The 20,949-nt window shown below is 43.6% G+C and carries 15 protein-coding genes; 9 read left to right on the top strand and 6 right to left on the bottom strand.

The window, feature by feature from the left end; genetic code table 11:
* The first annotated feature begins 94 nt into the window (after positions 1 to 94).
* The 5 genes from polA to JWQ54_RS01340 all read left to right on the top strand — a co-directional run bounded on the left by polA (position 95) and on the right by JWQ54_RS01340 (position 6,950).
* Positions 95 to 2,905 (top strand): DNA polymerase I, encoded by a 2,811-nt coding sequence (gene polA / locus JWQ54_RS01320; protein WP_299579086.1) that lies wholly within the window; start codon positions 95 to 97, stop codon positions 2,903 to 2,905.
* 256 nt (positions 2,906 to 3,161) lie between these two features.
* Positions 3,162 to 3,359 carry a hypothetical protein gene (locus JWQ54_RS01325; protein ID WP_299579087.1) on the top strand — a complete coding sequence of 66 codons (198 nt, stop codon included), beginning with the start codon at positions 3,162 to 3,164 and terminating at the stop codon, positions 3,357 to 3,359.
* Positions 3,360 to 3,442: 83 nt separating this feature from the next.
* On the top strand, positions 3,443 to 3,955 hold the full coding sequence (locus JWQ54_RS01330; RefSeq protein WP_299579089.1) for a hypothetical protein: 513 nt from the start codon (positions 3,443 to 3,445) through the stop codon (positions 3,953 to 3,955).
* Between the two features lie 314 nt (positions 3,956 to 4,269).
* The gene (locus tag JWQ54_RS01335; protein ID WP_299579091.1) at positions 4,270 to 5,691 is read left to right on the top strand and encodes a glycogen synthase; all 1,422 of its coding nucleotides are present in this window, start codon (positions 4,270 to 4,272) and stop codon (positions 5,689 to 5,691) included.
* Positions 5,688 to 6,950 carry a glucose-1-phosphate adenylyltransferase gene (locus tag JWQ54_RS01340; protein ID WP_299579093.1) on the top strand — a complete coding sequence of 421 codons (1,263 nt, stop codon included), beginning with the start codon at positions 5,688 to 5,690 and terminating at the stop codon, positions 6,948 to 6,950. Before JWQ54_RS01335 ends, JWQ54_RS01340 begins: the two co-directional genes overlap by 4 nt.
* A gap of 163 nt (positions 6,951 to 7,113) precedes the next feature.
* Here JWQ54_RS01340 and JWQ54_RS01345 read toward each other — a convergent pair whose 3' ends face one another.
* Entirely contained in the window at positions 7,114 to 9,492 is a 2,379-nt protein-coding gene (locus JWQ54_RS01345) for an alpha-L-rhamnosidase C-terminal domain-containing protein (protein WP_299579095.1), read from the bottom strand.
* Positions 9,493 to 9,674: 182 nt separating this feature from the next.
* Between JWQ54_RS01345 and JWQ54_RS01350 the strand changes: the two genes are divergently transcribed.
* Positions 9,675 to 9,851, top strand: coding sequence for a hypothetical protein (locus JWQ54_RS01350; protein WP_299579097.1), 177 nt, complete (start codon positions 9,675 to 9,677; stop codon positions 9,849 to 9,851).
* Between the two features lie 8 nt (positions 9,852 to 9,859).
* A complete protein-coding gene (locus JWQ54_RS01355; RefSeq protein ID WP_299579099.1) occupies positions 9,860 to 10,045 on the top strand; it encodes a hypothetical protein in 186 nt (61 codons plus the stop codon).
* Positions 10,046 to 10,271: 226 nt separating this feature from the next.
* Here JWQ54_RS01355 and JWQ54_RS01360 read toward each other — a convergent pair whose 3' ends face one another.
* The 3 genes from JWQ54_RS01360 to JWQ54_RS01370 form a co-directional block, all read right to left on the bottom strand.
* Complete coding sequence (locus JWQ54_RS01360) at positions 10,272 to 12,962, bottom strand: ligase-associated DNA damage response DEXH box helicase (RefSeq protein WP_299579101.1); 2,691 nt, start codon at positions 12,960 to 12,962, stop codon at positions 10,272 to 10,274.
* A 481-nt stretch (positions 12,963 to 13,443) separates the two neighbouring features.
* A complete protein-coding gene (locus JWQ54_RS01365; RefSeq protein ID WP_299579103.1) occupies positions 13,444 to 14,130 on the bottom strand; it encodes a flavin reductase family protein in 687 nt (228 codons plus the stop codon).
* Between the two features lie 519 nt (positions 14,131 to 14,649).
* Positions 14,650 to 15,180, bottom strand: a complete 531-nt coding sequence (locus JWQ54_RS01370) for a YfiT family bacillithiol transferase (protein WP_299579105.1) — start codon at positions 15,178 to 15,180, stop codon at positions 14,650 to 14,652.
* Between the two features lie 91 nt (positions 15,181 to 15,271).
* Between JWQ54_RS01370 and JWQ54_RS01375 the strand changes: the two genes are divergently transcribed.
* Positions 15,272 to 16,606 (top strand): FAD-dependent oxidoreductase, encoded by a 1,335-nt coding sequence (locus JWQ54_RS01375; RefSeq protein ID WP_299579107.1) that lies wholly within the window; start codon positions 15,272 to 15,274, stop codon positions 16,604 to 16,606.
* 141 nt (positions 16,607 to 16,747) lie between these two features.
* Here the strand turns inward: JWQ54_RS01375 and thiL are convergent, their stop codons facing one another.
* Positions 16,748 to 17,794, bottom strand: coding sequence for a thiamine-phosphate kinase (gene thiL / locus JWQ54_RS01380; RefSeq protein WP_299579109.1), 1,047 nt, complete (start codon positions 17,792 to 17,794; stop codon positions 16,748 to 16,750).
* A gap of 545 nt (positions 17,795 to 18,339) precedes the next feature.
* On the opposite strand from thiL, the gene JWQ54_RS01385 reads away from it, so the two are divergent.
* A complete protein-coding gene (locus tag JWQ54_RS01385; protein WP_299579111.1) occupies positions 18,340 to 19,953 on the top strand; it encodes a hypothetical protein in 1,614 nt (537 codons plus the stop codon).
* Positions 19,954 to 20,304: 351 nt separating this feature from the next.
* Here JWQ54_RS01385 and JWQ54_RS01390 read toward each other — a convergent pair.
* On the bottom strand, positions 20,305 to 20,949 hold a 645-nt coding region (locus tag JWQ54_RS01390), incomplete at its 5' end, for a hypothetical protein (protein ID WP_299579113.1).

A 20,949-nucleotide genomic window follows, 5' to 3' on the forward strand; every position in this document is an offset into this window, starting at 1 on the left:
TTAATAATTCTATTTTTGCATAGAACCATTTGCATCAAAACCTTAAAAAGAATTCGTGCAATTCGATTTATTTCGTGCAATTAGTGTAAATATCATGAAAAAACTATTTCTTCTGGATGGCATGGCCCTAATTTACCGGGCTCATTTTGCGTTGAGTAAAAGTCCGCGGTTTACATCGGGCGGGTTAAATACGTCGGCTGTAATGGGTTTTACCAATACCCTGCTGGAGGTATTACGGAAAGAAAAGCCTACACACATGGCCGTGGTATTTGATACCGACGCGCCAACAGAACGCCATACCGAATTTGAAGCTTACAAAGCCCATCGCGAAACAATGCCCGAGGACCTTTCAAAAGCATTGCCCTACATATTTAAAGTTGTTTTAGGTTTCAATATTCCACTGATAACCTCAGATGGTTTTGAGGCCGATGATATTATAGGCACCCTCGCCAAAAAAGCCGAAGCAAAGGGCTACCAGGTTTACTGTATGACGCCCGATAAGGATTTTGGCCAGCTGGTATCTGAAAATATCTTTGTTTACAAACCTGCCCGGATGGGTAACGAGATGGAGATCCTGGGCGTGAAAGAGATCTTAGAGAAATGGGAAATTGAACGCGTTGACCAGGTTATTGATATTTTGGGACTTTGGGGCGATGCGGTAGACGGAATACCCGGCATCCCCGGCATCGGTGAAAAAACCGCCAAGGCGCTGATCAAACAATATGGATCGGTAGAGGAAATTATTGCCCATAGCCACGAGCTAAAAGGCAAACAGCGTGAAAACGTAGAGCAATTTGCAGAACAGGGCTTAATGTCGAAAAGACTGGCTACCATCAACCTAAATGTACCGGTTGATCTGGACGAAGCCGGGCTGGAAATGTGCGCTCCAAGCAAGGATCTGCTGGAGCCATTATTTGCAGAGCTTGAATTCAGAACTTTAGGCAGGCGTGTTTTTGGAGATGATTTCAGTATTACAGAAACCAAAGCGGTATCTATCCAAACCGATCTGTTCGGCAACCCTGTTGCTGAAGGCCGCACCACCATGACGGTTGATGTGGAAGATATTTACGAACCGCCAACATCCGTTGAAATAAAGAATATCCATACCGTTCCGCACGAATACCATTTAGCCGATACTTTTGAGAAACGGAGCGAGCTCATCACTATATTAAAACAACAAAAAAGCTTCTGCTTTGATACTGAAACTACAGGAACCGATGCCAATCATTGTGAGCTGGTAGGCCTGTCATTCGCGGTAAAAGCCGGCGAGGCCTGGTATGTGCCTGTACCTGTTGATGATGAAGGAATAAAAAATATAGTAAAAGAGTTTAAGCCTGTACTGGAAGATGCCGCGATAGGAAAAACCGGTCAGAATTTAAAGTTCGATATCCTGATGCTGAAATGGTACGGCGTTGAGGTTAAAGGCGACTTGTTTGATACCATGATGGCGCATTATATTATTGACCCGGATACCCGGCATAATATGGATATCCTGTCGGAAAATTACCTGGGCTATAAACCGGTTTCCATCACCGAGCTTATTGGGGCCAAAGGCAAAAACCAGGGTAATATGCGCGATGTGGAGATAGAAAAGATAAAGGAATACGCCGCCGAAGATGCCGACATCACCCTGCAATTAAAAACAGTATTTGAGCCTAAGCTTAAAGAAGCTCAAAGCGAAAAGCTGATCCACGAAATTGAGCATCCGCTTATCTATGTGCTGGCAGATATTGAATATGAAGGCGTAAAAATTGATCATGATACGCTGAAGGAGTTCTCCAAAGAACTGGAAATTGATATAGCAAAGCTGGAGAAAATAGTATACGAAAAGGCTGGGGTGCGCTTCAATATCGCATCGCCAAAACAATTGGGCGAAGTGCTTTTTGAAAAGCTGATGCTGGACCCTAAAGCCAAAAAGACAAAAACCGGCCAGTACCAAACCGGTGAGGATGTGCTGCTGTCACTGGCCGCAAAAAGCGACATCGTGCGCGATATTTTAGATTACCGGCAGCTGCAAAAACTAAAATCAACTTATGTTGACGCCCTCCCAACTATGGTAAACCCAAAAACGGGCCGGGTGCATACTTCATACAACCAGGCGGTAGCAGCAACGGGCAGGTTAAGCTCCACCAATCCCAACCTGCAGAATATCCCGATAAAAACGGAGCGCGGCAGGGAGGTACGTAAGGCCTTTATTCCGCGTGATAGCGGGCACACCATCGTATCTGCGGATTATTCGCAGATAGAGCTGCGCATTATAGCCGAGATCAGCAAGGATGCGAATATGATGGAAGCTTTTGTTAAGAACCTTGACATCCATACGGCAACTGCCGCCAACGTTTACGGCATAGGTCTGGATGAAGTAAGCAGCGAGCAGCGCCGTAATGCCAAAGCAGTAAATTTCGGCATTATTTATGGGCAGTCGGCGTTTGGGTTATCTCAAAGTTTGGGCATCCCGCGTAAGGAGGCGGCTGAGATAATTGATAACTATTTCGCACAATTTCCCGGCATTAAAAACTACATGAGCGATACCATGAACTTTGCCCGCGAAAACGGTTATGTGTGTACCCTGATGGGCAGGCGCAGGTACCTGCGTGATATAAACTCCGCCAATGCAACCGTGCGTGGTTTTGCCGAACGAAATGCCATTAACGCCCCCATCCAGGGCTCGGCAGCTGATATGATCAAGATAGCGATGATCAACATCCACCGGGAGTTTAAAGCCCGCAACCTTGATGCCCGCATGACCATGCAGGTACATGATGAGTTGGTATTTGATGTGCCGCATCATGAGGTAGAAATTGTAAAACCCATTATTATGGAGAACATGAAAAATGCCATAAAAACCACCGTGCCTATTATGGTTGAGATCGGGATAGGGGTAAATTGGCTGGAAGCACATTGATGGGTTGGTGAGTGGTTGATTAGGTTGGATTAGGTTGATTAAGTTGCTTTTTTTGTGCCCTAAGCAGGATGATGCCATGTGTAGACAAACAGGCAGTAGGACATAACGTGCGAAATAACACAAACCATGAGCATCACGTTTTGTTGGAGACAACTCCAATAAAGGCGTAACCACCAAAGTAAATCCGGGGGCATTATTTTATATAAACGGCGTTTGTAAAAAACAACCGGATGCAATATTTGATGGGGAAGTGGAAATGAACAACATAACTTATAAGCTTATCAATTTTGGCATTGGCAACAGGGACATATTTACTGCATCAACCCGTTTAGGTATTGATTTAGCAGAACAGATCCCTGCAAAAATTAGCGTAAGGCTTGTTGCTAGCGGGAAAACACTTACTTCCGACATCTCAACTGTACATATTACTATTACAAAACAATTGCTCAAATAAAATTCAGTAAAAGGCTAATCCCTTATTGTTTTGTGCCAATAATATATATATATTTGATTATTAAATACTTAAACCTAATTCTTATGTCAGTTATTGATTTGATTACCTGGACCTGCGCTGCCGTGTTCATCTGTACCGCAGCCATTACCTTATTATCTGTCGTTGATGTTGTGAAAATTGATCCCAAATTTAGGGAGAAGCTTTTTTATGCATTATTAATTGAAATTGTAGTTTGTAGTGTAACGGTATTTAAAAACAATGTTTCAAACCATTACCTAAACATCATAAGAGTTTCGAACCCTAAAGATGGAACTACTACAAAAGTAAAACCCGGTGAAAGGTTTTTTATAAATGGAGTTTGTGCAAGAGAGCCTGGTGCGTCGTTCGACGGAGAAATAAAAATAAAAGATAAAGAATATAAGCTTGTTAATTTTGGTATTAATAATAGGGAAATTTTTTCCGCCTCTGTCGATTTGGATATTGATACGCTTCAACAAACTCCTGTGGGGATCAGTGTAAGGCTCATTTCAAAAGGAAAAATAATTTATACTGACACATCCACTGCAAATATTATTATTTCAAAGCATTGGAACTAAAAAGAGTTATTCTAAAATAGAAACATCTTCAGGCAAAGTCATATTCCTGATAAATAACTCGACCAGGTTTAAACTAATGAGCATTCCTTTAGTGATCTTGTGGTATAGGATATTGTCATTTTCTTAAAAACCATATTAAATATCTTTCAAAAAATATCATTATCATAAAAAATAAGCTGTATGCCTTGTATTTTATAAATGAATAGCCACATCGACTAAACAAATAATAAAAATAATTTTTTTAAACAGATTATGGGCTTCATGGTTCTATATTTAAACAATTCTTTGCTTAAATTGAGCCATCAAATTCCCCTATGAGAGTTTTTCACCTAAGTGCCGAGTGTTACCCCGTTGCTAAAGTTGGCGGATTGGCAGACGTTGTTGGGGCATTGCCCAAATATCAAAACCAGGCAGGCCTGCAGGCGGCAGTGGTAATGCCGTACTATAATCGAAAATTTGTACATGAAAACGAGTTCGACACCGTTTTTCAAAGCTCAACGCTGCTGGGAACGCGCCGTTTATATTTCGAAATATTAAAGGAAAAAAATAATAAGCTTGGCTTTGAATTATTTTTAGTGAAGATTCCCGGCCTGCTTGACCGGCACGAAATTTACAGCTATCCCGACGAAACTGAGCAGTTCATAGCCTTCCAGATCGCATTTTTGGATTGGATAAGCTACTCGCAGCAATCGCCGGACCTGATCCATTGTCATGATCATCATTCGGGCCTGGTTCCGTTTTTACTGCAACACTCAAAATTATATACCCGGCTTGCCGCTACACCAATCGTATTTACTATCCATAACGGGCAATATCACGGTGCCTTCGGCTGGGACAAGCTTTCATATTTGCCCGAGATCGACCTGTCGCAAACCGGCTTGCTTGACTGGGCCGGTGCTATTAACCCATTAGCCTGCGCTGTAAAATGCTGCTGGCGCTATACCACTGTTTCGCCTACATACCTCGAAGAGCTAACCATCAACTCAAACGGGCTTGAATATTTGTTTTACCTGGAGAAGGCAAAAGGAGTTGGGATCATCAACGGGATAGACACTTCGATATGGGATCCGAAAACCGACCCTATGATTGCCGAAAAGTTTTCGATAAAATCACTGCCAAAAAAACAGGCCAATAAAGATGCTTTATGTGCCAGGTTCAATCTATCGCCCGAAAAACCGCTGATTGCATTTATTGGACGACTGGTAATTGAAAAAGGGGCCGACCTGATAGGTACTGCCATGGAGCAAAGCTTTAATGAATACCCCGGCCAGTTTAACTTTTTAGTTTTAGGTGCAGGCGATAAGGAGATGGAAAAAGAGCTATTACAGCTAAGGGATTTTTATCCCGACCAATGTAATGTGTTTATTGGTTATGATGAAGCACTTGCACATTTAATTTATGCCGGGGCCGACTTTTTGCTGATGCCTTCGCGGGTTGAGCCATGCGGCCTTAACCAGCTGTATTCCCTGCGTTACGGAACCTTGCCAATGGTAAGAAATACAGGTGGTTTACATGATACAGTTATTGATTTTGGTGATGAAGGCGGTTATGGCATCCGCTATAACAATGCCAGTGTTGAAGATATTTGCGTTGCCGTAGGCCGGGCTTTGGTGCTTTATGGCAATGAAAAACAACTGCAAACCTTACGTAAATTAATGATGGCGCTCGATTTTTCATGGGATAGGTCGGCCAAAGAATATATAACCCTTTATGAAAGTTTAAATCCAACTATATGACATCTAAAGTAATTTGCATTGTTCTTGGCGGTGGCCAGGGCAGCCGTTTGGCCCCATTAACCACAACCCGTTCAAAGCCGGCAGTGCCAATTGCCGGTAAGTACCGGCTGGTTGATATCCCCATTTCAAATTGCCTGCACTCGGGCATACACCGGATTTATGTGTTAACGCAGTTTAATTCGGCGTCATTAAATAAGCATATAAAAAACACCTATCATTTCAGCAACTTCAGTGAGGCTTTTGTTGATATTTTGGCTGCCGAGCAAACGCCGACAAACATTGGCTGGTACCAGGGCACGGCCGATGCTGTAAGGCAAAGCTTGCACCACCTGGCCGTGCATGATTTTGAGTATGTGCTGATCCTTTCGGGCGATCAGTTATACCAGATGGATTTTGAACATATGATTGAGCAGCATATCGCCTCAAATGCCGATATATGTATTGCTACCATACCTGTACATGCGAATGATGTCCCGGGTTTTGGAATCTTAAAAACGGATGTAAATAATCTCGTAACTTCATTTATCGAGAAGCCCCAAAGCGATTTTGAAAGCTGGGCATCGGCGGTAAGTCCTCAAATGGAGGCTGAAGGAAGAGTGTACCTTGCGTCAATGGGTATTTATATTTTTAACAGAAAGCTTTTATATGAGCTGCTGGACGGGAATGACCGAACCGATTTTGGAAAGGAGATCATCCCCCAATCAATAACCGACCATAAAGTTTTAAGCTATCAATATGAGGGCTATTGGACAGATATTGGTACCATTCCATCATTTTTTGAAGCCAATATTGGTTTAACGGATGACATTCCTAAATTTAACCTTTTTGATAAGCATCCCATTTATACCCGCGCACGGATGTTGCCGCCGTCAAAAATGTCGGGCACGCATGTTGACAAAGTTCTTATTTCTGACGGATGTATTATTAACGCCAGCGAGATAAGCCGTTCTGTCATCGGGATCCGTACCCGCATTGGCTTTGAATCTATTATTGAAAATTGTTATGTAATGGGTAGCGATAACTACCAAACATTAGAACAAATTGCTGAATCGCACGAAAGCAAGTCGCCTATTATGGGTATTGGCGACAGGTGCCATATAAAAAATGCCATTATTGATAAAAACTCATATATTGGTGATGATGTGCAGATAAACTGCGGCGAAAAATTGGAGAACGGCGATTACGGTGCTTACGTTGTTCAGGACGGAATTGTGATAGTGAAAAAGCGGGCTATTATTCCCAGCGGTACTATAATTTAAAAGGAGTCCGAAAGTAAGAAAGAGCGGGGTTTATCTTCAAAAGATAAGCATCGCTCTTTGCTTTTTCTGCCAGGGCTGTAAGCTAACGTAGCATTTTTATCCTATTACTGGATTTTTAAATCTTTCAATGCCCTATTTTATCTCACATCTCAAATCTTACTCATCAGATCTTAAACAAATTCTCGCCGGCTTTTATCGGGTACACTTTCCCCTTCCACACAAATAAACCTGTAGTTTTTTGCGGCAGCATGATCTTAATTTTCCAGGCAGATTTATCCAGCGTATATTCAACAGCTACCTTTCCGTTAGGGTGAGGGATCTCGCCGCCTGCTGTTTTCAGATCGCCTAAATGGGGTTCAATTTTTACTTTGGCAAAACCGGGTGCATAGCTGTCAATCCCTAAAATCGTTCTAAAAAACTCAATATTCGGACTGGCACCCCAGGCATGGCAATCTGAACGGCTATTGGGCAGATCGCTGATCTCGGCCCAGGTAGTAAGGCCCATTTTTATGTTATTACGCCATACATCAAGCCATTTCATATAATCGTTCCCTAACCCTCCCTTTACCAAAGCCTGGTGCATGTAATATTTAAAGTAGATGGTGCATTGCGTTAATGTGGTATCTGCCAAAATACTTTTGCCTAATGCTGTTGCACCGGTACCTTTTATCAGCCCCGTTAATATGGCCAGTGAGTTTGCATGCTGCGAAAAAATGTTTTTGTCTTCAGTATCAGCATACCGTTTTTTAACCGGGTCCCAATATTTATTTTGGATGGTTTGCTTTAGCTGGGCTGCTTTAGTCCTGTACATACTGGCAAAAGCAGGCATCCCCATTTTAGCTTCCATTTCTCCAGCCTGCTGATAGGCTATCAGCAATTGCAGGTCGAGGATTGATGATCCGCCTTTGGTTCCTTTAGGAGGCATGCCATAGCCCCAACTTGATGCCCAGTCAACAAATGTCCAATAAGGCGTGTTTTTTAATGACCCGTCGGCTTGCTGATACTTGCTGAAAAAATCAAGCACCGTGCGCGCACCCTGTAATTTTTCTTTTACAAAACTGCTGTCGGGCCGGTACATCCAGTAATCGTGCAGCACACCAATATACCATAACGAAAAGGTAGAAATGATCTGCGGGCTATAGGATGGGTGCCTGCTCAGGGTAAGCCCCTCTGCAATACGCGATTGGTCCATCAGGTTAATGGCGTTGCGGGCCAGCCTGTCGTCGCCGCTGTTGTAATAGGATAGCATCATCTGGATGCGCCCGTCGCCTATGTATTGCAGCTGCTCGTAATACGGGCAGTCCATGTAGGTTTCAATAGCATCCATACGCGCGGTACGCCAGCCAATCTCCAGCATTTTTTGCATTTCTGGGTCGTCCGTTTTTAATTTCGCATTCAGCTGAAATGGATAGCCTGTTGAAGTTCCGTAAATATCCTCAATCGCCAGCGGCTCGTCTTTAGTTTGTACTATTAACCGGATGTAGCGGTAAGTGCGCCAGTAAAGTGTGGTAAATGTTTGGCCATCGCTGCCATCGGCTATCAGGCTGTCCTTTCTGCCGGCAAAATCCTTTCCTTCAATATCATTCCGGTTGCCTTTGCGGGAGTGGTACTTTTTTAAATTATCAAACATGGCTTCGGCATAGGTAATGGAGATACCAGCACCCTTTCCCTTGCTGAAGTTAAGCGTTAAGTAGGCATTGGTTAAATAAGTTTGGTCCAGCAGTAAGGTAGCTGTAGTGTTTGCAGGAATAGTTATAGCCGTTTTTGTTGCCGGGAATGATGCAGGCGCACTAAGACCCTCCGCTTTGCGCAAAACCGGGATGCGCTGATAGGTACGTTCCATTTGGGGCAGTGATGATGGCACCAGCATCCATCCGAAAGCGTCAGCCATACCTTTGGGTTTTCCATGTTCCATCGTCCCGGCATTTGGCCATGCGCTGTCGTCAAAACCGGCAGTCATGCAGCCTTTAAGGGTTTTGCTTTGGTCAACCATTTCACCGGGACCGGCAACATAATAGGCTGGGTAGCCAACGCCACCCGTAACAGGCTGATAAGCTTTGTCGCGGATGCATTTCCAGGTGCTGTTTGTATTCAGCAGTTCCTCATTGGCAGTGCTGCCCTGTAATATAAATGCGGTGCGCAGGGAGATCTGTGCTTCCGGGCGCAATTCAGCCTCGTTCCAAACAATTGCCGATACGGTATTTTTTCCGGTGATAAGATAAGGCGCAAGATCAATTTTTTCATAATTCCAGTAATAAGTATCGCCACGGGCAGGGCCAACAGAAACCAGCGTGCCGTTAACATATAATTTATACCGGTTATCTGCAGATACATTAACCATGAATGACGTGGGTTTAGCCGCCAGGTCAATGCTCTTTCTGAAATAAAATACACCATAATCCCTGCCGGTTTCGTTTTTGGCATTTATCCAGTAAGCATTCCAGGGATTTGTCAAAATGGTTTGATCTGCAGTTTGGGCAAAGCCTGTTTTTACAAGCAGCAGGCTGCAAATAAATAAGGCGGCAGTAAAAAATGATCTCATTGATAATTGGTTTATAGATCACTAAATTAACTTAGTTTGCCCAATAACCATCCTTCACTGTCTGTAAATTTTGCTTTATTACCAGTAATGAAGCAGGATCTGATGCTTTAAAATAATTGAAATATAAAATCACCATGTTTTTGAATTAATTTCGCAACGAAATTGAATCAGAAGGAGTCATAATGAAAAAAGTTTATATATACCTGTTTATAGGCATAATTGCAATCGCCCTGATGACAGTGATCGTATTTAATTACGATCCAAAAACTGAAACATGGGGCAGCTTGTTGCTGGGTGCTGCGTTTGGGTTTTTATTTTTCAGGATGATAAAAAACAGGAAACAAAAAAGCGCTAAATAGATCATTCGATGTTTTCTAATTTCCGGTACCCCATTATACTTTTTATGTTGAGCCTTGCAGGGTTAATGATAGGGATGGCGTTTAAAATACTGCACTGGCCGGGAGGCCAATTAATAACCGGCAGTATGATAATGGTGCAGGTGCTCTCAATTGTTTGGCTGATAATTATCATTGTAAAATCGCCAAAATCGTGAGGAAGCTGAAAGCGAAAAGACCAAAGCTTAAAGCAAATCCCCCCTTTACAAAAAGCTTTCTGCTCTCCTAAAAGCTGAAAGACCAAAGCCGCTTAGTCTTGAGTCGAAAGTCTTGAGTTCTAAGTCAGAAAAACACAAAATTTGACTTAAGACTTGCGACTTAAGACTTTCGACTCAACACTAGCACAAAAAGCTTTCTGCTTTCCGCCTTTAGCTTTCTCCTCTCCTAAAACCCTTTCTTCCTCGTAATTCCCAGCTTCCGTACTTTCCGGCTTTCGGACTTTTCCGACTCTTCCCACACTTCATCCGCACCATATTGCCTTGCCATTTTAGCTATCCGTTCTTCCAGGGATTCTGTAGTTAAGCGTTCGCGGCCCAGGCTGTCAACCATAATGGGGAAGGCGAACGGGGTGGGGCGGTCAATGATTTTTAGGATGATATTTTGTTTGATGATGCGCTGCAGGGCCATCCGCAGCCTGAATTCTTCCAGCTGAAATGCCAATGCCTCGTTATAGGCTTGCCTTACCAGCAGGTTATCCGGCTCGTACTCGCTGAACACTTCAAATAATAAAGATGTTGATGCCTGCAGGTGTTTATTTTTTATCTGCTGACCGGGGTAGCCTGTAAATACCAGTCCGCCAATGTGAGCTATATCCCTGAAACGCCTGCGCGCCATCTCATTGGCATTCAGGCTGTGCTGAATATCGTCAATCAGGTTGTCTATAGAAAAAAAAGAAGCATCCTCCAAAGCCTGCTCAATAGGGATGTCCTCGTCAGTTAACAGTTCAAAACCGTAATCATTCATGGCAATGGAAAAGCTGGCAGGTTTTATTTTGCTGATGCGATAGGCCAGCAGTGATGCCATGCCCTCGTGCACCAAACGCCCCTCAAAAGGGTAAAATAAAAGGTGGTGCCCCTCACGGGATTTAAATGATTCTATCAAAAACTCATGGCTCTGTGGCAAGTGTGATAACTGTGCCTGCAGATCAAATAAGGGCTTCAGCGCCACTACTTCTTCATCCTGTTCAATGCCATGTGCAACCTCATCAAGTTTGTCCCTGAATACTGCCGATAGTTGCGACGACAAAGGCATCCGGCCGCCATTCCAGCTGGGGATCATGCCCTTTCTTGCATTTGATTTTTTTACGTAGGCCGACATCTCCTTTATCCGCACAAACTCCAAACTGCGCCCGGCAAACCAAAAGGTGTTACCCGGTTTTAATTTGGATACAAACGATTCTTCAATTGTGCCCAAACTGCCGCCGCTGAGCCATTTAACCCTGATGCTTAATTCACTGGTAATGGTGCCAATGCTGAGCCTGTGCCGCATGGCCACCCTTCGGCTGTTCACTTTAAATAAGCCATTCTCAACCTCAACCTTTAAAAATTCGTCGTACTGGGCAAGGGTTTTGCCGCCGCTGGTAATAAAATCTAAAAGCTCGTTAAATTCATTCCGGGTAAGGTCGGCAAAGGCATAGGTACTTTTTACTTCTTTAAACAATTCATCGGCGCGGAACCCATCAGATACCGCCAGGGTAACCATGTACTGGATCAGCACATCCATAGTAAGCAGCATTGGGTCGCGGCTTTCAAAAACGCCTTCTTTTATGGCCTGCTTTAATGCGGCGCCTTCCAATAACTCGAGCGAGTGAGTAGGTACAAAATAAGCCCTTGAAACCTCTCCCGGCGCATGTCCGCTCCGCCCAGCCCGCTGCATAAAGCGTGCTACACCTTTCGGGCTGCCAACCTGCACAACCGTATCAACCGGGCGAAAGTCAACACCTAAGTCTAAGCTTGATGTACATACCACCACCTTCAATGCTTCGGCATGCAGGGCCTGTTCAACCCAGTTGCGCAGCTCATTGTCAAGCGAGCCATGGTGCATGGCCATTATGCCGGCATATTCCGGGTAGTTATCTAAAATGGCATGGTACCAGATCTCTGATTGTGAGCGGGTGTTGGTAAATATCAGCGTTGTTTTGCTCCGGGCAACTATTTCCATCACCTGTGGCAGCAGCTTTAAACCAATATGCCCCGCCCACGAGTAATTTTCAATATTATCAGGAATGATTGATTTTATCAACAGCTTTTTACTAAGGTTGGCACGCACCATTTTTACCCTGTCAGGCGGAAAATCGTTGCCCAAAAGAACTTCTGCCGCTTGTTCAAGATTGCCGATAGTAGCGCTGATACCCCACATTTTGAGTTGGCAGTGAGCAGTGGGCAGTGGGCAGTTCTCTGCTGGCTGTTTTTTATTGTCGATATCCTTAATTTTACCAGCAGGTGTCACTCTGCTATCTGCCAACTGCAAACCGTCAACTGCAAACTTACCACTGCCCACTGCCCACTGCTCACCGCCAACTATTGAAAGGGCTTTTAGCCTGGATAAACCTAATTCAACCTGTACTCCCCGCTTAGTGCCCAACAGCTCATGCCACTCGTCAATTACTACTACCTGCAGACTGCTGAACAATTTGGGATACTCCTTTTGAGCCAGCATCAGGTGCAGACTTTCGGGCGTGGTAAGTAAAACTTCCGGCAGTTTCTTTTTTAAGGACAGCTTATCGGCGGCAGAGGTATCGCCGGTGCGGGTCATTATGCGCCAGGGCAGGGCAAGCTCATCGCATACTTCCTGCATGGCTTTTTTTATATCATTGGTTAAGGCCCGCAGCGGGGTTATCCAAAGCATTAATAAGCCATTGTTGGTTTGGGTGGTATAGGTATCAGGGTGTTTATTTATAAAATCAGCCAAAAAAGGCAGGAACAGCGCAAAAGTTTTGCCGCTGCCTGTAGGTGCATTTAACAAGCCGGAAAAGCCGTCCAAATAAGCTGATTCCATTTCGCGCTGAAAAGCGAACTGTTCCCAGTTTTTTTGTTTGTACCAATCCCTTATAACTTGCTGCCCCTTTGTAATCATGCCAATAATATACAATGGAAATTGCAATTAGTTATGCACTTGATTAAAATTAATAACGGTTTATATCAATCATGATGTGATTTATTGTTTACTGAAAGATTGAATTGCTCCGCAGGAGCTACCTCTTTGTAGAAAAAAATAGAAAATAAAATTGCTCCGTAGGTGCAACCCTCTGATGGAGATGCTGATAGGCCGTTTATAAGAAGAGGGTAGCCTCTACGAGCAATGCTATTAAGTAAAGGAATTGCAATGAATAAAAAATATCGAACACCGAACATAGAATGTTGAATAACGAAGTTAACTTCGACGTTCGATATTCGAAATTCATCATTCGATATTAATAATTTCTTCATTCTGTAACTTGCCTCTACGAGGCACAAAAATTGGATATGAAAGTTCTACAAAGGGGTAGCTCCTATGGAGCATTCTTTCCTGAGATGATAGGTGTGCGCAGTTTATGCCAGAATTTAGATTTATCCGGTCACAACGCCTCGCTTAACTCATAACTTTTTATCGCCCGTTCCCTGTCCAAAGTATTATATAACCGTTCCGGGATCTCACCAAGAATTGATGTATGAACCTTATCGCCTAAACTGTAAAACTGCTGAAAGCTCATAATTAATGGCTTCCATTTATCCGGATCAACCCGGTTGGTGTGACCATCCATCAGGATAGATTCCTCCAAATAAACTTTTTGAATGCGCAGTTCAAAGGTTACTATTTTACCGCGCTGGTCGGCGTCGCCTTCGGCTACACCATGTACGGCTTCAACAACGGCTTCCATTTGCACCGGGCATTCCTTTACCCGCGGTGCGTCTACGGTTTCTGCATCCTGTTTGGTTAAGCCTGCTATTAAAAACTTGTCTTGCTCATACCGGTATCCTTTTAATAATTTTCCTTCCGGAATAGGGTTTGATCCGGTGGTTTTAGCTAACCTGTTTACTGCCCCAACTTCATTTACCGATGGTAAATTTAAAACGCACTGCCTGTTTCGCATCAGGTTTTGCGTTGTTTTGGAGGCCGCAGCCAAACCAATTATACACCGCCATCCCAGCCAGAATATAGACGACATGGGCGCCAGGTTATCTGTCCCGTTTTCATTTTTTGTGCCGATTAGAACAACCGGGGTCCCGAAATATAAAATTGAAGGTTCGCTTGTAAGATGCATGATATAGATAATTAATGTTGTGATTTGATACAACAAAACTACCTGCTTTGCATAGGGTGGGAAACCCGTTTCTTGCGCAGTTTATTTCAGTTCCACAGTTCTGAAACAGCGCTGTGGGAGACGATAATTCTTTTTTTGCTAATGTTTTGCTCCTTTAGAAGGCCTCTGTGTGTACACCTTTTTATAAAAAAAAGATGTCTGTAATATTTTACCTGGGCTTATGACCCGTAGGGTTTACCGCTTTGTAGAAACATCAGGTTCATTCTTTTTTGCCTCATAGAGGCTACCCTTTGTCCATCTGAAGGTCATGCGGGTCAAGGATTGCCTCTAAGAGGCAATACATTTGTTATTATATTTTTCTACAAAGGGGTAGACCCGATGGGTCATTGTTGATTTTCTGTGCGTGTTATACTTATCTGTTGTGTTATACTTAGAGGTTGCTACATGCATAAAAGCCCGCCAAAAATTCAAAAAGATGTGTATACACCGTAGCTTTAGGAGGATCTCCGGGTTATGGTTTTATCCCTGCAGCTTCTTTATAGTTTCCGTTACATGTGCCAAATGGTGCTTACAGTGCCATGCATATAAAGCAAGTGCCTTTTTTAGCTGCATGGCTTCGCCCGATGCCGGATGTAAAAAAGTACGTGCCCACTCATCCTCGGTAAAGCTTTCAAGCAGGGCAACCCAATGCAGGTGTAAGCCTTCAAGTAGCCTTAATGATGGTTCAACAGGCAGGCGATAGTCTGGCAGCAGTGCCCAATCGCCTTCTTCGTATGGTTTTATTGTAGGGTTTTCTTCGGTTAATGCCCATTTAAAACGCATTAAGGAATTCATGTGGCTATCGGCACAATGGTGAACCACCTGCCTTATTGTCCATCCGCCTGTACGGTATGGGATATCCAGCTGTTTTTCATTCAGGTTGATAATAGCCTGGCGCAACCTGCCGGGAAATTCTTTTATAGTAGTGGTCCACTTACTGAAGTCTTCAGTAGTGTAGGATACCGGGGCCCTGAATTTCCCGATAGGGTATTTTACATGTTCGTCTGTCATTGGTCTTAAAAAAATTTAAATTAGGTATATTTTTAATCTTCAACAAGGTTTTGCCCTAATTTAGCGTTTTGTACAAGTTATTTACACCCCTATGATAAAACGGCTCTTAATTTTATTACTTCTTTTAAATACCTCTTTTTTAAATGCGCAAACCATTAAAACCGATGTGCTTGTTGTAGGCAACAGCGCCAGCGGGATTGCCTCAGCTATCCAATGCGGCCGCAGTAAGGTAAAAACAGTACTGGCTGACAATGGCTTTAAGATAGGCGGTGGCACGCTTGAAGGCCAGATGCTTGTTTTAGATGCCGGCAATAATATTCCATCAGGCATTTGGGGCGAATTTCGCAAACATGTAAGGGAGCTTTACAGCAAAACCCCCGGGTATGATACTGCACAAAACGCTGCAATAAAGTTTGAACCCGGCGCCGGAACAGCTATCCTGAAAAAAATTACCGATACCGTAAAAAAACTCACCGTATATCAAAACGCCATATTCAGCGCCATTAAAAAAGACGGCGACCGCTGGGAAGTAAGCCTCATACAAAACGGGAAAACCATTACAGTTAAGGCAAGGGTGGTTATTGATGCCACCGAAGCAGGGGCCGTTGCCACAAAAGCAGGGGCAAAATTTTACGATACTTTTGACAACCATGCAGATAACAGCAACACAAAACTCTACCGCACGTCAATTGCCACCGGCGAGGCATTGCCGGGGCAATTATATAATGACGCTAATACACCTAAGCTTAATTATCCGCAATATCCCGCTTTTTGTATCCCCGTTAATGCTGTTTTAGTAAAGGATGCTGATAATATCCTGGTTACTGAGAAGGCGCTGCCGGGAGATAGGAACATTCAATATTTACCCCTGCAGCTTCAGTTGGGGCAGGGTGTTGGCACTGTGGCTGCTTTTTGCGCCTTTTTTAAAACCACCACCAAACATTTAAATGTAAGAACAATACAGGGTGAGCTCTTGGATTTTAAAGGATCTTTGTTACCCTTTACAGATCTCAGCCAAAATGACCCTGCATGGCGGGCGGTTCAGCAGGTGTGCTCAACCGGCATGTTACGGGGCAGCCAGCAAAATGCAGCTTTTGTTTTTATGCCCGATTCGGCTGTTAGCACTAATGAAGTAAAGCCCGTTTTAACAGAGATATATACCCGGGCATTTTTATGGTTCAATAAGGAAAAGCCTGGCGAAATGTTTACCGTAGGTAACGCTATATCATTCATCAGCGACTATACCCTGACCGAGCCGCAGCTATTGATCAAAAGCATGCAAAAAGCATGGAAAGCCCAATATAAATTCAAGTCAGACTTCGACCTTAAGCGCCCCATCTCCCGAAGGGAATTTGCCGTATTGGCAAACCGCTTTTTAAACCCTTTTGCCAGAACGGTGGATTTAAGCGGAAGGCTGGTGAATTAAATTAATATGGTCAAAGTGTTCCGGAATTGCCTTTTTGCAGTTCCGGAACGATGTGGCCAATGGCTTCGGAATTTTCACCTTTCTATTTGTTCTTTATAGTATGAGATAACCGGAGATGATGTGATTGGCGGCCGTGCCCCTTCAGGAAGCCGGTTTAAACGCGTTCCATCCCTGTGCGGTTAACGCATGTACCACACCTCCTTTTGTAATTAAGTTACAGCCTGCTGAAGGCTCGGTAATATAGCCGATGATGGTGATGTCCATTTTAAACTTGATCTTATCGTAGTCGGCTTGTTTAACGGTGAAGAGGAGCTCGTAGTCTTCGCCGCCGCTCAGGGCGCAAACGGTTGGGTCCAGGTTAAATTCGCGGGCGGTATCAAAGGTCATTGGGTCAAGCGGGATCTTTTCCTCATATAAATTACAGCCCTTATTACTTTGCTTGCAGATGTGCAGCAGTTCGGATGCCAGGCCGTCTGATATATCTATCATTGCGGTTGGTTTTACCTCAATTTCTTTCAGCAGATCAACAATATCCCTGCGGGCCTCGGGTTTCAGCTGGCGTTCAACTATATAATCTTTCCCTTCCAGGTCGGGCTGAATGTTTGGATTTTCCAGGTAGATCAGTTTCTCACGTTCAAGCAGCTGCAAGCCGGTATATGCTCCGCCCAGGTCACCCGATACGCAGATCAGGTCGCCATCTTCGGCGCCATTACGGTAAACCACATCCTTTTCATCGGCATAACCAATTGATGTTACGCTAATAACCAGGCCCTGCTTTGACGATGAGGTATCACCACCCACCAGGTCGATATTATATTTATCGCAGGCCAGGTAAATGCCTTCGTACAATTCCTCAACTGCTTCGAGCGGAAATTTGCTGCTGATCCCGATTGAAACCGTAACCTGCGATGCTGTACCATTCATGGCATAAATATCACTAAGGTTTACCTGGATTGCTTTGTATCCCAAATGTTTTAACGGGGTATATGCAAGATCGAAGTGGATCCCTTCCAGCAAAAGATCTGTAGAAACCAATGTTTTCTTTCCTTCAAAATCAAGCACGGCGGCATCGTCGCCAACACCTTTGGTGGTGCTTTTTTGCGCGATCTTTATATTTTTTGTGAGATGGTTTATTAATCCAAATTCTCCCAGTTGCTCTATATTGGTTCTTTCCTCGTTTTCAAACATATTTTTTTTATTTAATGATTTCACTGATTTTGAAGAGTGATCTCACTGATTATTTATAGGATTATATCGATTTTTTTTGATTGCACCGATTAAAGGGGTGATATTATTTCTTCTTTAAAAAATCTCGCAATCTGTCAGCTTATTATCCGCCGGAGGCGGGAAAAATTTTTTGGTTTTAGGGTCGCCCATTTAAACCACCGCGTCATTGCGAGGAACGAAGCAAACTCCGCGCAGGACAATCCCGGACCTTTATCCTAAAAAGGAAGAAGAAGCCGCAAGCTAATATTCGCCACATAGCTTCAGCACTCGCTGATTTGCATAACTCAGCGTTTGCTTCGTTTCCCGCAATGACGAAGTTTAATTTTCCGCAAAAATACGAAAGCTAAAGGCAATTACATTATTTACTGTAAAACAGCTATTGCAACCTGCAGGTTGTCGCTTGTCTTATTTCATGGGTTATTATCTTAATATTAATATAATAATTAATAAACACTTTTTAAGATAATAATATTGAATTTTAGATAAATAAATTTAAACCTTAAATTATGAAAATTTCTACACAACTGCTTTATCCCGCAATTGTTATTGCATTATCGGGATCATTACTTACCAGCTGTAAAAAAGGCAGCGACCTTCAGTCAAAAACGCCTCAAAAAGAAATCGCGGTAAACTCAGCCAGCAAATTACATTTGGATGCTGTTTCGCTAACTGAAGATTTTGAAGTCGGCGCTACCAGTCCAAAAACTGCTTATGATGTTTCACCAGCAGGATCAAGCGGCGGCGACAATGTTACCATACATAGCCGCTTGTGGAACATGTACGATGCACTTATTGGTAATTTAAGCGGCGATCTGAAAAATGGCGCATGGGCCGGCCGGATCCGTAACACCGGTAAAATCACCATGCTTTTTGATGTTACTACCGGCATTAGCACCGTAACAATTAAACACGGCACCTACGGATCTGATGGTGCAAGCACCTGGGGTTTATGGTATTCAACAAATGGCGGCAGTACCTGGACCCAAAGCGGGGGCAATGTAACTACCACAACTACGCTGCAAACACAATCATTTACTATAAATGTTACCGGCAGCGCCCGTTTAGAGATCCGGAAACTTACCGGCGGAACAAATAGGGTAGATATTGATGACATCAACATAAATGACAATGGCGGCGGCGGTGGCGGCACCGTTTTAACCGGAAAAAAATTCCTTTTTGATGCTACCAAGTATGAAAATGCAGGCAGCGCCGACTGGCAGATTGATGCAGACGGAACAGAAAATGTTCCTCTTTACACAGGCGGTACTACGGTTGAAACCAAAGCGCAGCGGATCCCAACACCGTCATACACAGGCATCACTTCAACAACAGCTGAAACTTATTGGAAGGGCGCTTCATCTTCATGGGCCGTTGCATTGGTTAAAGATGGTGAGCTTGTTGAAACCCTGCCCGTGGGTACCGCAATTACTTATGGCAACGCCGCTAATCCGCAGGATTTGAGCAATTATGATGTTTATGTGGTAATTGAGCCTAACCGTTTATTCACGGCTGCTGAAAAAACTGCGATAATGAATTTTGTTTCAAATGGCGGCGGATTAATGATGGTTTGCGACCATACTGCAGCAACAACCGGCGGTACGGATGCAAACGGCTATAATCCTTCGGACAGGGATGGTGACGGATTTGACTCTCCCCGGGTATGGAATGACCTGATGACCAATAACGGCATCAACAATAATAAGCCTTTCGGTTTTAATATTGACTATATAGACATCAATGAACAACCAACCAGCAATGTTTATACAGGTACCGACGTCAATGCGCAAAAAGTATTAAACGGCGCGGCTGGGACTGCTTCAAAACTTGCTTTTTATAATGGGACTACGGCTACTTTATTCCCCGCTCAAAACGCAACAGTTCAGGGCCTTTTCTGGCGCAGCAGCAGTACAAACGGTGGCACAACGGGCGTAATGGCACTGCTATCAACTTACGGTACAGGCCGGGTAGTATTTATTGGTGACAGCTCGCCTGCGGATGATGGTACAGGTGATACCGGAGATAGCTTATTTAACGGCTGGTCTGGCGATGCACCGTCAGGCTTTACATCACACCCGGCATTTCATCTCAATGCTTCTTTATGGTTAGCTAAAGCGCAATAAGATTTTTTTTTTCGGATTACACCGATTATTAGATTGATTACACCGATTGTCGAGGGGATGGTCGGTGTAATTTTTTTATTCACATTTCCACATTTTTATTTAAAAAAATCGCGCAATCTGTCAGCTTAATATCCGCCGGAGGCGGGAAAAATTTTTTGGATTTTAGCGGGGGGATTAAAAAGAAAGCTCCCCGAGGAGCTCCAGGTGTGTAAACATCTTTTTTAATTTTTAGTTGGCGTTTACACTTTTCACGGTGGCTTTAAGTATAAAAATAAACGGTAGTGTCTCAGTTTGAAAATAAATATTTTAGTTAACCCGTTTGACTAACGCCTTTTCTAAAAAGATGGAAAATCATTGCATGCTATTGCGCCGCACTTTGTGCTGCTTCCCATCAGATTTGCGGATGTCTTTTGCCTTATCAAAAGTTGCCAAACAACTATCCAGCGGTTGACCTTGTTTATAAATGCAGTCGCAGAAAACTTCGCAAGCCGCGGGGTTTTTGATGGAAGCACATTGATTTCTGCATTCAGCTTCAGAGTTGCCCGGTACGATCTCATATAAATAGTAAGTACCGACAATGATAATGGCTAAGATTGCGAAGGAACCTCCAAAAAATATGATCCGAAGGCGTCTGCCCAGGGGCTTTTTTAATACATGAGGTTCCGTTTTGGGCTGCTTAAATGGCAAAATGTGTTTTAAACGGTCATAGTCCCAAATTAGTAAAAACAAGCTTGCCAATAACATCATCGTGACGCCCCGGGTACCGTCAAAGCGGGTAGCATAAGTCAGCACACAAATATTGACGATAAAGGAAAAATACATCAGCGCACCGAGAAGGGATGTTCTCGGGATCAGTAATATTATAGCTTTTATGATTTGAGCAACTCCAATAAAGGTATAGTAATATCCTGTGAGATGTAAGGCATCGAAATAATGTCCTAAAGGGTTATTGGACGGCAGGCCTGCGGCGAATCGTTCACCCATGATTTTAATATA

Origin of the sequence: Mucilaginibacter sp., from assembly GCF_028288225.1 — a bacterium.
Classification (GTDB): Bacteria; Bacteroidota; Bacteroidia; order Sphingobacteriales; family Sphingobacteriaceae; genus Mucilaginibacter.